Here is an 11,058-nt window from a genome sequence, read left to right on the forward strand (position 1 = left end):
CACCGCGCAGGAGTTGGAGCGTGATGTTTGTCATATCTTGGACAACTTCGGGACATTCTACAAAATGGCATTCTGAGTTAAATAATTTATTGTGGATGACTTAATCCGGACTCTCTTCGAGAGAGTCGCCCCAATTGGCTCCTATGGAAACTTTCTCCTTCAAAGTTGCAGTGCAGATGAAAACCAGCTGGCGCAAGACCGTTCCACGCCCAGTTTCACTGGCGCACTGCCAAGAGCTGAAGCCGACCTTGGTTGCACAACGACAGGTGGATTGCGCACCGGTTGGCCAGATCCGCTGCACTTGGCGCTGCAAAAACTTCGGTCGAATTTATGAATGCAGCGCCCGTACAATTACAGCGGATCCGCCGACAAACAGTAGAGACAGTACAAGCTTTCGGATTCGGTGAGGCGCAACTCTGCGCCTCAACGCTGAGCCGGCAAAAACACCTGCAATGCAGAAAGGGGAAAGCGACAAGATGCTCAAGAGCAACGTGCTGTCGGACAGTAGGCCAGTCGCACCAAAAACGGCAGTGCGCAACAAGGCACTGATCAGTATCACGACAGCAATGGTGGCACGAAAGCTGGCCATGTCGGTAATCCTGCGGACCAAGTAAATGGTGTAGATCGGTCCACCTGTGCCAAACGCTGAACCAAATATGCCACCGATCACACCTGATGGAATGCTCCATCCAGCGCTGGCTTGATTTGTCTGTCCATCAGTTGAACGCAGACTCCAAACGGCATTGCAGATCACAAACACTCCCAGGCACAGTAGCAGGGGTTTTGTATCCATATAACTCAGGGCTGCTGCTCCTAGAATAACGCCGACCACCATGCACGGTACCAGGCTCAGCAATTCCGGAAAAACCACATTGCGCCAGCTGCGGCTGCCGACCATCAGCGTGGCCGCCAAGTCCAGCAACAGCATCAGCGGCACCGCATGCGCCAATGGCTTGAACTGGACAAGCGCGGGCATCGCGACCATTGCTGCACCAAAGCCTGTCATTCCAAAGACCGTGTACGCACCTGTTATGGTCAAGGCCGTCAATAAAAAACTCATGACGTGAAAATCCAAGGAGACCGCCTGCAGTCTTGCGTCCACACGGAATATTTGCCTGCTGGCTGCTGAGAGTCAAACATGAAATTCAATCCGGACTGGAAGGCCTATTGAGGCAACTGACGGTCAAGTCAGAGGCTCATGGTTTTGTGGTTTGAATTTTGAGGATGGAGCATGAGGCTATGGACACTCGAACTGCCGATGGACAGTTGGCAGGGCATGGGAAGCGCTGACTGCCGAGATTTGAAAAAGGCCCATTTGCCGAGAGCACCGCACTTGGCAGAGAACGCAAGGAAGCGCCAATTCGTCGCGGGCTCATGGGGCCTTTGTCAAGAGATGTGCAAGGCTCGATCGCTCAGTTGGCGTTGATCTTTCGTTTGGCAATCAACTCCTTCCAGCGGGCAGACTCGCTGGTAATGTCGGTTTTCATGGCATCCGGGCCGGTGACCGAAAGCGTCATCCCTTGTTCAGCGAGATAGCGCTTCATTCCGGGTTGCTCCGATGCCTGCTGCACATCGGCATAAATCTTGTCGATAAGGCTCTTTGGCGTTCCAGTCGGTGCTGTCAGTCCGAACCACCCGATGAATTCGAATCCCGACAGCCCGGACTCGGCCGCGGTCGGCACTTCTGGCAAGAGTGCTGAACGCTCCTTCCCGGTCACCGCCAAGGCGCGCAGCCGTCCGCCTTTGAGCAAGGGAGAGATTGCATTGATGTTGCCCACTGCCATCTGCACCGCACCTCCCATGAGGTCCGCGTACGCCGGCCCTTCACCCTTGTACGGCACATGCACGAGATCAAGACCGCTTGCGTCTGCAAAGGCCTCACCCGCCATATGTACCTGGCTGCCGTTGCCCGCCGAAGCAAAATGCAGTTGTCCTGGATTGGCTTTCCCGTGGCTGAGCAGTTCCCTCAAACTCCTGACCGGTACGCTGGTGTTTACGGTAACCACCATGGGGCCACCGGCTACCTTGGTGATCATCTCGAAACTTTTGATGGTGTACGGCAGTTTCTGATATATGAACTGATTGACTGTGAATTGGCTGCCGGAAGCAAGCAGCAACGTATAGCCATCCGCCGGAGACTTCGCGACCACGTCTGCTCCGAGCGCGCCCCCTGCTCCAGGGCGGTTGTCAACAAGAATTGGCTGCCTCCAGATTTTTCCCAGTTCAGCTCCCAGCGCGCGTGCGAGTAGATCAGTCGCTCCACCTGCTGCAAACGGCACAACGATCTTGACCGGCTTGTCCGGCCAGTCTGCCGCCCATGTGGGCGCCGGCGCCAGAGAGGCCGCAGCCATGAGCGCTATGGCGCCAATGGCGACACGCCGCCGCGGGTTCGGCGGCATGACCAGGCTTCGATCCGATGCCGCGGCGTGAAAATCCTCACCCGGCTGAACTGCATGGGCTGAAATCGTGTGTGTCAGGCATTTCATCGGTGTCTCCTGTTCCTGGCTCTGTGCCGTCTCTGGTCCTTGGAAGGCGGTATGGCGACTGTATTTGTTATTGCTTTGGAGGAAGCAACTTATTCTTGTTGATTCAATAAGATCTACTTGTTTTCAGGAAGATGGGCAAAATATCTCCTGCGTCGATCTGCATCGGCGCATGATTGGCTTGACTGGATTAATCTTGTCGGCGTCTACCCTTGACAGGGCAGCGCGAAGAAGCGCTCCGCGGCTTCGTTCATTTTTCGCTCACGATGGGTGACGATATGGAACGAGCGTTGAATGGCGGGCAGTTCTGTGGCCAGTTCAACGAGGCTGCCGGCCTGGAGTTGCTCGTCTATCAACAATCGGGACAAGCAACTGACGCCCAATCCCAGGATGACGGACCGCTTGATCGCCTCCGAGCTTCCCAGGACACGCAGGTTGTCGACGCGGCCCAGATGACTCGACAGGGCATCTTGAACAGCGTCGCGGGTACCCGAACCTTCCTCGCGCACAAGCCATGTGGCCTTCCGGAGTGTCGGCAAGTCGAGCTCTTGACCCGTTGTGCGTTGAAAAATTGCCAAAGGATGCTGCCGAGATGCAACGACGACCAGTTCGTCATTCTTCCAGTTCCGAAGGGAGACACCAGGCGTATTGCAGGGCCCTTCGATGACACCCGCATCAACCTTGAACTCGCATACCGCGCGCAGAACATCCGAGGTATTGCCAATATGCACGTCGACCTGCCTTGACGGCTCAATGTCTGCGTACTGCGTCAGCAGTTTTGGAATAAGGTAGTTGCCAATTGTCGTGCTTGCCGCGATCTTGAGGTGGCTGGTGGGATGGGTGCCATGAAAATCCGTCTCAATGCCTCGTGCAAGATTCAATATATCTGCGGCGCGTGACCTCAAGGCTTTGCCGACTGCATTGAGAACAAGCTTTTTTCCGATGCGGTCAAAGAGTTGATGCCCCAGTGCCGATTCCAGGTCATTAAGGGCGGCACTGACAGCCGACTGCGACAACGAGACGTCTTCGGCAGCACTGGCGGTTGAGCCGCAACGGGCCACCGACGAAAATATTTCCATCTGTCTCAGCGTGAATCGCAGGGCGGCCATGAATCGTCAACCACTCACTGCCATTCGCGCTCTGGAAGGCTTGGCAACGGTGCGCTTGCCTTGAGAAGAAACTGTCCGCAATGCTTCCAATAGCATCTGTGAAAGATGTGCACGGGGGCTGTTGCGCGGGACGAGGACGCCGAGACGGCGCGTCAGCGGCGGATCGCCAAATGGGCTGGTGCGAACGTTCTTGGGAAATTCGTTTTCCACTTGGCGCGAAGGGACGACGGAAGACCCCAGCCCATTGGCCACCATCGCTATCACGCCTTCGAGCGTGTCGATTTCCATCATGGAACGCACAGCGATGTTGCGCCGAATGATCTCCTGTTGAATCTGGAACCCGACACGCGCGGAACGGTTGAAGCGCACATAGGGCGTGTTTTCAAGCACCTCCTTGTCGGTGCCTGGCTTGGTGGTGCAATGCGTGATCACCACCAGCGACTCCTCGACGAAAGGGTGGAACTCGAGGTCTTCCCGTGGGCCTTCAGGCTGCGTGATGATGGCAGCGTCCAACTGCCGATGGAAAACGGCTTTTTCCAGGTCATGGCTGAGTCCGGTCGTCAGATGGATGTCAAGGCGCTGTCCGGCTTCCTGCATATGCTTGAGTGCCAATGGCAGTGCGCCGGAAACGCACGTGTGGACGGCCCCGAGCTTGAGCAACCCGCCCGAGGCGTCCTTCTTGAAGGCCTCGCTCATGCTTTCCCAGTGGGCGATCAATTCCCTTGCCCGATGCGTGAAGTCCAGCCCCGCTTCCGTGAGCACGGGCGGCCGTCGGCTGCGATCGAAGAGCGTGGTGTTCAGCTCTTCCTCCAACGTCCTTATCTGCGTGCTCACGGCAGACAGCGACAGATTGAGCGCGACGCCGGCTTCGGCAAAGCTGCCCCGATCAGCGACAGCGATCAACGTGTAGAGAGTCTTGATGTCCATGGGTTGGCCTGTTTGCGTAGGGCTTGACAGACCGGTAGCGTAAGGGTTGCTGTTACAGATTGAGCAGACGCTTTGCGTTATCCCCCATCACCTTTTCCAGGTTGGCGGGCCGGATCGGCAGTTGCTCGAACCACGCCTTGTAGTCCTTGACGGGACAGAACGGGAACGAGCTGGCGTAGAGCATCCGGTCGGCAAGGAAGGTGTCGGCGGCCTTCACGTACTCCTCCCATCCCGGCATCCGGGAGAAGTACATGTCCGGAGACAGGTACAGGTTGGGGCGGCGGAACGCGATATGGAGGATCTGCGTGACCCAGGGCCAGCCACCATGCGCGACGACGACATTGAGCTTCGGAAAATCGGCCAGCACGCGGTCGGTGCGGATGGGATCCGAGTAGCTCAGATCCGGGCCGGCAGTCCCTCCCACCATCAGGATGACGGGAATCCCGCGGTCCTCGCAGTGCCCATAGATGGGATAGAGACGCCGGTCGTCCGCGTACATCGGCACGGGGTATGAACCCGGTTCGATGTTGATGAGCTTGAACCCATTGTCGATGGCCGCGTCGATGGTCTTGAACGCTCCGGTCCTGGAGGTCGGGTCGATCGACGCAGCGCCGATGAAACGCTGCGGATAGTCCGCAACGATCTGCCGGACATCCTCGTTCGAGACACTGCCCAGCACGCCGGCCAGACGGCCGACGACCACGCCCTTGTCGATGCCGGCCGCATCCATTTCCTGCATGAGCAGGTTCATGGACTGCTGCTGCGCCGCCGCCGAGGGCTCGAACCCCACGGTGCGCGTGAAACCGTCACGACGCTCTCCGGCGGCGTACATCAGCGTGTCGAGGAAGCCGCCCAGTGGGGGCCGAATCCGAAAGTCGATGATCATCGGTGGTTCCTATTCAAGAGTGGCGCGTGTTGGCCCGGTGCGGTGGACGCCTTACATGACTTCGTTCTTGCGGTCGTCCGTTTCGCCATAGCGGTGCAGGGCAGGGGGCTTCAGGCCGGCGTAGAGCTTCTCGATGCCGGCGTTGATTTCCTCGCCATGCTGTGCAAACAGCGAGTTGCCTTGCAGGTCGCTCTCGACGATGAACGGACCGAAGTTGTCCACCTCGAACATCCACATCGCCTGTGCGATGCCGAGTTCGTCGAGCCAGTAGACGTCCTGCACGCGCTTGATGCCGCGTCCAAGCAGCGCACCCGTGCCGTAGCCCACGGTCGTGAGGTAAACGGCTCCGCCGGGGGCCAGGACCCGCTTGTAGTCCTCGGCGGGCATGCCGCCCTTGCCGATGAAGATGCGGCAGCCCGCGCGCTCGATCCACTTGGGAATCCACTTGGAGAAGCGGAAGCTCGCGGTGGCCGTCACGGCTCCCACGTTGTAGCCGCCCTCGTTGTCCGCTGCAGCCGCAGGGGAGCAGTGGAAGTTCACGTTGCTGACCGCGGCAAGGTCCAGCGGCAGCGGCACGCCCTCGTCGAGCACCTTCTTGTAGACGCCTTCGCGGGCGGTGTAGACCACGCCGGAGAGATAGACGGCTGAGCCGAGCTCGAGCTTGGCGATGTCCTCGGTCGAGGCTGGAACATTCAGGTGGAATACCTTCAGTTCGTCGTCAGTTCGCTGTTGTTCCATTCGATCGTCTCCCGGCGCATGTAGGGGGTAAACCATTGGGGGTCCGTGCGGTACTCGATCCGGCCATCGGCGTGAATGCGAGCCGTGGCACGGCGTGAGGACAGGCAGAACGTGTGGAGGCTGATGGGCATTCCACCCGTGTGCGTGTGGCCCACTTCGATGTGGCAGTCCACGACCATCGATGAGCCCACGAATCCCATCGCACCCATGCCGATGGAATTGCCCAGCTTCATCAGCTCGAGCTCCAACTTGGCGATGCCAGCGTCCGGGTTGCGGTCCCCCACGGTGCGCAAGCACGCAGCCTGCTTGCCCAGTTGCATGCAGGTGTCCTTGGAGCCACCCAGACCGATGCCGACGATGGCGGGCTGGCAGGCCAGGCCGCGCTTGCCGAACGCAATGAGGGTATCCAGCACGAAGCGCTTGATGCCGTCGATACCATCCCCGGGGAACAGCATGCGGTAGTCGGTACCAAACAGCCCGCCCTTGTGCACCGTGGTGATGTCGATCCAGTCGGCATCGGGCTCGAAGGACCATTCGATCTCGGGCGAGTTGACGCCCACGTTGTTGTTGTTGTCGGTGCGCCATAGCGGGTGGACCCGGTTCGGGCGCAACGGGATGGCCTGCGTGGCATCGGCGGTCGCCTGGCGCAAGGCGCGCTCCACCGCGACGAAGCCGTGCTGGACCGACGCCTCGTTGCCAACCTTGACGTAGTAGCGCGGCAGCCCGGTGTCGGCGCACATCGGGCGGCGGTCCTTGTCGGCCGCCTCCCAGTTGTCCTGCATGGCACGGATCACGAAGCGCGGCAGCTTGCCCGTTTCGGTCCTTTGCAGGTCATCGATACCTTTCTTGTAGTCCGGCGGAATCTCGATGGCGGCGCGCTTCATGATCTCGAGCGCGGCCTCCTCGACTCGACTGATAGGGATCTTCATCTGACCTTTCCTTTACGCTGCAACTTTGGGAGGTTGGCCGGCTTCGCCGGTGATGAGTGAAGTGCCTGGCCGCACGATGTCGAACTTGACGGGGACCATTTCCAGCTGGATGTCCTCCTCCTGCGAGCTCACCCGGGTGTAGCAGCTCGTATGCAAGTCGCCAGGCTCGGGGAAGTCCTCGCGGAAGTGCGCACCACGGCTGTTCTCGCGGGCCAGGGCCGACACCGCGATGACCTTGGAGATGTCGACCAGGCTCTGCAGGTTCTGCCAGTCGTGCCACGTCACGTTGTAGCGGCGGTCGCCGTCGGCCACCCCGATGTCCAGCAGCGACGCTCGGTGCGAGGCAATGGACTGGAGGCCGCGTTCCATCGCTGCCCGATGCCGAAGCACGCCCACGTCGTTCCACATGGTCTGCGACAGGGCGTCGCGCAGCTCGTGGATGGGGCCCGGCCGGCGAGAGAACGGGTATTCGGCCCGCTCGATGCCGCGCCGGATCACGCGCTTGTCCGGGTCGCGCCACTGTCCGGACTTGGCGACGTAGGCAGCCATGGAGTCGCCAGCGATGCCACCGAACACCGTGGAATTGGCAACGCCGTTGCCACCCAGGCGGTTGGCTCCGTGCACGCCACCGCAATCCTCGCCGGCAGCGAACAATCCCGGTGAGGCCGTCGAGCAGTCGACGTCGAACTCGACGCCGCCCATGAGGTAGTGCGCAGTGGGCACGACCTCCACCCGGCCCCCGGCGAGGTCGAAGCCGCAGTCCCTGCAGCGATTGACCATGCCAGGGAAGGTCTTGGTCACCTTCTCCGGCCCCAGGTGGCTCATCTGGATGTAGATGCCGCCCATGGGACCAGTGCGCCCGGCGCGCATTTCGGCGTAGATGCCCCGGCTCACGACGTCGCGCGTGGCCCGTTCTCCGCGCTTGTCGTAGTTGGTCATGAAGCGCTCGCCCTTGCCGTTGATGAGGTAGCCGCCAGCGCCGCGCAGCCCCTCCTCAAGCACCGTTCCCGTCATGCGCGTGTCGGGCCCGCCGAGCAAGCCGGTCGGGTGGAACTGCACCATTTCCATGTCGCGCAGCTTGAGCCCATAGCGCAGCGCCATGGCCAGGCCGTCGCAGGTCTTGTCGCCCGAGGGGGTGTGGTAGCGGTACATGGTCGGACCGGCTCCGGTGGCCAGCAGCACGGCCTTTGCCTGCACGAACCGGTAGATGCCCCGGCGCATGTCGATGAACAGCACACCGGCGATGCCGGAGCCGTCACTGGCGGGAATCAGCTCGATGGCGCGGTGCTCCTCCATCTCCTCGACGTCAAGCGCACGCACCTGCTCCATCAGCCGGTTGATGATCTCGATGCCCGTGAGGTCGGCCTTGTGCACGGTGCGGTCGAAGCTCTGGCCGGCGAAGGCCTTCTGATGCAAGGTACCGTCGGGGTTGCGGTCGAAGAAGCAGCCGATCTCGTTCTCGAGCTCGCGTACACGCTCGACGGCGCCCTCGACCAGTCTCCACGCCAGATCCTGCCTGGGCAGCCACTTGCCGCCCTCGATGGTGTCCATGAAGTGGCGTTCCACCGAGTCGCCCGCGGACAGCGCGACGTTGTAGCCGCCCTGAACCATGCGCGTGCAACCGCACTTGCCCAGCAGGCCCTTGACTGCCACCGACACCCGCAGCGCCGGATTGGCCTTCTTGGCATGCAGCGCGGCGAACAATCCCGCTCCGCCAGTGCCCAGGATAAGGATGTCGGTCTTGTGTTGCTCGATGTTCATTTACGCCACCACCCGCACCAGAAAAATCACACCAACGGCCAGGGATGCCACGCCACCCCAACTGATCCACGACAGTCGCGCGTCGCGTGTCGTGCTCCACGGCAACAACTCCAGCGCCAGCAGCCGCAGGCCGAAGCACATGTGAATGGACAGCAGCAGCACCAGGCCCCACTCGCCGAACTTGGCGGCTCCCATGTCGGAGAGCTTCAGGAACTGATCCAGCCGCTGGCTGTCCTCCAACGCCATGCCCAGCACGTAGAAGTGCACAGGCAAGAACAGCCCCAGCAGCAGTCCTGACAGGCGGTGCCCGAGGAATGCCCAGTACGCCTTGTGATTCCTTGCTGATTTCATGACCACCGACCTCCAACTGCCATGACGGCGCGCAGTCCCATGGCCAGCAACACCAGAGCGAAAAGCATGCAAATGACGGTGGCGGTGCGCCGCTCAAAACGTCCCCACTCGATGAGGATGTTCCTCATGCCGATCGGAACGTGAATGCCAACGCTGATGACAAACAGCGAGTAGAACGTGATCCACCACGGGTTCCCTTGCGTGCGGCCGAGAACCTCTGCAGCCGTCAGGCCGCCTCGGATCGCGTACAGGATCACGGCCAGATGCACGAGCACGAACGGCGCCATCACCATCGCCGAGAGGCGTTGAAGCGCAAACAGACGCTGCTCCATCGTCAACCCCCCTTGAGGAACAGCATCAGTGCGCTCTTCTTGAGCCCTGCGATGCTGCCTGTGGGGCTCAGGCTCACCGGGCAATGCTTCATGCAACTGCCCTGGCTGTGACAGGAGTTGCAACCGCTGCCCGACGTGGCCTTGCGCAGCACATCCTTCGTGTCCACGTGGCGTTCGTCGTTGAAAAGGGTCCAGGCCCGGTTCAGCGCCGCGGGTCCGAGGTACTCCTTGTCCCACGACACCACGTCGCACGAGGCATAGCACACGCCACAGTTGATGCACTCGATGGCGGCGTCGGCCTTCTTCCGCTTGCTGCTCTGGGGCGAGACGTTGGCTGGCGGATCATTGCGCGTTGCCGTGCCCACGAAGGTGTTGCCAGCCTTCTTCCATTTCTGGAAGAACTCGGACATGTCGACGACGAGGTCCTTGATCCGCGGCATGTTGCGCAGCGGCTCGATCACGATCACGCCGTCTTCCTGAACCTGGCTCACATGGGTTCTGCATGTCCAACGCGGCTTTCCGTTGACCGTCATGGCGCAGGAGCCGCAGACACCGACCCGGCAGGCGAAGCGGTATGCCAGCGCGGGCTCGAGCGTGCGCTGTACCTCGGTGACAACGTCAAGCACCGTCTGGTTCTCACGCCAGGGTACGGAGTACGTCGCGTAGTTGTTCGGACCGGCGCCCCGGTCGATACGCACGGTCAGCGTTCGTTGTAGGCTCTGTCGATTCATTTCCATCGTTGGTTGCCTCTCTGTTCCCTTTCAGTGAGCCGTGGCGGCAGAACCAGCACCGTCGACAACCGGCGATGGCTGGCAGTCGATGGCGAAGTTGAAGCAAGCGGTCAGGCCGCTGGCCGTGGCGTCGATGCCAAGGGCATCTATCGCATCCACACCGCCATGGCATGCAAATCGGGTCGAGGCACCGTTGCATGCATCGTCGCGCGGCATGATTTCGTTGCTCAGGAGACTAAAAGGCTTGCTCATGCCGCAGCCAGGCGGGGCGTGAGTGATGAGGTGGACTCCAGGCATGGTTCTCCTTAACTCACCCGGTACTGCAAGAGCACCAGGTTGATCTCGTGGCACGGGAAAAGCTTATAACTTTCAAAAAAGTAGATCAAGAAAAAATTGATGCACAAAAACAGAACATGGGGAAAACAAGTACGCACGGTGTTCTTCATGAACGAAGCACCGTTGGGCGTAGAGGAGGGCGGTGGTGTCTGGCGCAGCAAGCCCTTACGGGCTCGTGCTCCTCACTGCGGCCATGACGCTGCGCAGGCCTTCACAAGCCGAAGCCAGAAGCGCTCAGGAACACGTCCAGGGCGGCGCAGTGTGTCGAACCCGGAACGCAATGTCCTGGGGAACAGGCGTGGGCTCTATTGGCCGGGTTGGTAGCGCAGCGCATCGCAGTGACGCAGTTGCTGGCGCAGGTGGTCTGCGAAGCACTGCACTGCGCGGGGTACCTACGTACCGCTGTAGGGCCGGATCGCGTAGCACTACTCTGCCAAGTTACTCACGCCGATGCAGAACAACTGCGGCGCCGCAA

The 11,058-nt window shown here is 60.6% G+C and carries 12 protein-coding genes; all 12 read right to left on the bottom strand.

What is annotated here, in order from left to right; genetic code table 11:
* Positions 1 to 328 precede the first annotated feature (328 nt).
* Positions 329 to 1,075 (bottom strand): sulfite exporter TauE/SafE family protein, encoded by a 747-nt coding sequence (locus Q0741_RS25980; protein ID WP_298236096.1) that lies wholly within the window; start codon positions 1,073 to 1,075, stop codon positions 329 to 331.
* A gap of 337 nt (positions 1,076 to 1,412) precedes the next feature.
* Positions 1,413 to 2,486: a Bug family tripartite tricarboxylate transporter substrate binding protein gene (locus Q0741_RS25985; protein WP_367184183.1), complete on the bottom strand. Its 1,074-nt coding sequence runs from the start codon at positions 2,484 to 2,486 to the stop codon at positions 1,413 to 1,415.
* A gap of 203 nt (positions 2,487 to 2,689) precedes the next feature.
* Entirely contained in the window at positions 2,690 to 3,592 is a 903-nt protein-coding gene (locus tag Q0741_RS25990) for a LysR family transcriptional regulator (RefSeq protein ID WP_298236097.1), read from the bottom strand.
* A 6-nt stretch (positions 3,593 to 3,598) separates the two neighbouring features.
* On the bottom strand, positions 3,599 to 4,519 hold the full coding sequence (locus tag Q0741_RS25995) for a LysR family transcriptional regulator (RefSeq protein WP_298236098.1): 921 nt from the start codon (positions 4,517 to 4,519) through the stop codon (positions 3,599 to 3,601).
* Positions 4,520 to 4,571: 52 nt separating this feature from the next.
* Positions 4,572 to 5,405 (bottom strand): amidohydrolase family protein, encoded by an 834-nt coding sequence (locus Q0741_RS26000; protein ID WP_298236099.1) that lies wholly within the window; start codon positions 5,403 to 5,405, stop codon positions 4,572 to 4,574.
* Positions 5,406 to 5,456: 51 nt separating this feature from the next.
* Positions 5,457 to 6,143, bottom strand: coding sequence for a fumarate hydratase C-terminal domain-containing protein (locus tag Q0741_RS26005; RefSeq protein WP_298236100.1), 687 nt, complete (start codon positions 6,141 to 6,143; stop codon positions 5,457 to 5,459).
* Entirely contained in the window at positions 6,113 to 7,072 is a 960-nt protein-coding gene (locus Q0741_RS26010; RefSeq protein WP_298236101.1) for a fumarate hydratase, read from the bottom strand. The genes Q0741_RS26005 and Q0741_RS26010 overlap by 31 nt, the downstream gene beginning before the upstream one ends.
* Positions 7,073 to 7,084: 12 nt before the next feature.
* Complete coding sequence (locus Q0741_RS26015) at positions 7,085 to 8,833, bottom strand: FAD-binding protein (RefSeq protein ID WP_298236102.1); 1,749 nt, start codon at positions 8,831 to 8,833, stop codon at positions 7,085 to 7,087.
* On the bottom strand, positions 8,834 to 9,184 hold the full coding sequence (locus Q0741_RS26020) for a succinate dehydrogenase (protein WP_298236103.1): 351 nt from the start codon (positions 9,182 to 9,184) through the stop codon (positions 8,834 to 8,836).
* Positions 9,181 to 9,516 (bottom strand): succinate dehydrogenase, encoded by a 336-nt coding sequence (locus Q0741_RS26025; RefSeq protein ID WP_298236104.1) that lies wholly within the window; start codon positions 9,514 to 9,516, stop codon positions 9,181 to 9,183. Before Q0741_RS26025 ends, Q0741_RS26020 begins: the two co-directional genes overlap by 4 nt.
* A gap of 2 nt (positions 9,517 to 9,518) precedes the next feature.
* Positions 9,519 to 10,253, bottom strand: a complete 735-nt coding sequence (locus Q0741_RS26030) for a 2Fe-2S iron-sulfur cluster-binding protein (RefSeq protein WP_298236105.1) — start codon at positions 10,251 to 10,253, stop codon at positions 9,519 to 9,521.
* A 24-nt stretch (positions 10,254 to 10,277) separates the two neighbouring features.
* Positions 10,278 to 10,499, bottom strand: a complete 222-nt coding sequence (locus tag Q0741_RS26035) for a hypothetical protein (protein WP_298236106.1) — start codon at positions 10,497 to 10,499, stop codon at positions 10,278 to 10,280.
* Positions 10,500 to 11,058: the final 559 nt, after the last annotated feature.

This window comes from uncultured Azohydromonas sp., from assembly GCF_937926365.1.
In the GTDB taxonomy this organism is placed as follows: domain Bacteria; phylum Pseudomonadota; class Gammaproteobacteria; order Burkholderiales; family Burkholderiaceae_C; genus Azohydromonas.

Excerpts from the sequence above, each read along its gene's own strand:
- Q0741_RS25985 (WP_367184183.1), bottom strand. The coding sequence starts at position 2,486 with ATGAAATGCCTGACACACACGATTTCAGCCCATGCAGTTCAGCCGGGT.
- Q0741_RS25990 (WP_298236097.1), bottom strand. The coding sequence starts at position 3,592 with ATGGCCGCCCTGCGATTCACGCTGAGACAGATGGAAATATTTTCGTCG.
- Q0741_RS25995 (WP_298236098.1), bottom strand. The coding sequence starts at position 4,519 with ATGGACATCAAGACTCTCTACACGTTGATCGCTGTCGCTGATCGGGGC.
- Q0741_RS26000 (WP_298236099.1), bottom strand. The coding sequence starts at position 5,405 with ATGATCATCGACTTTCGGATTCGGCCCCCACTGGGCGGCTTCCTCGAC.
- Q0741_RS26005 (WP_298236100.1), bottom strand. The coding sequence starts at position 6,143 with ATGGAACAACAGCGAACTGACGACGAACTGAAGGTATTCCACCTGAAT.
- Q0741_RS26010 (WP_298236101.1), bottom strand. The coding sequence starts at position 7,072 with ATGAAGATCCCTATCAGTCGAGTCGAGGAGGCCGCGCTCGAGATCATG.
- Q0741_RS26015 (WP_298236102.1), bottom strand. The coding sequence starts at position 8,833 with ATGAACATCGAGCAACACAAGACCGACATCCTTATCCTGGGCACTGGC.
- Q0741_RS26020 (WP_298236103.1), bottom strand. The coding sequence starts at position 9,184 with ATGAAATCAGCAAGGAATCACAAGGCGTACTGGGCATTCCTCGGGCAC.
- Q0741_RS26025 (WP_298236104.1), bottom strand. The coding sequence starts at position 9,516 with ATGGAGCAGCGTCTGTTTGCGCTTCAACGCCTCTCGGCGATGGTGATG.
- Q0741_RS26030 (WP_298236105.1), bottom strand. The coding sequence starts at position 10,253 with ATGGAAATGAATCGACAGAGCCTACAACGAACGCTGACCGTGCGTATC.
- Q0741_RS26035 (WP_298236106.1), bottom strand. The coding sequence starts at position 10,499 with ATGAGCAAGCCTTTTAGTCTCCTGAGCAACGAAATCATGCCGCGCGAC.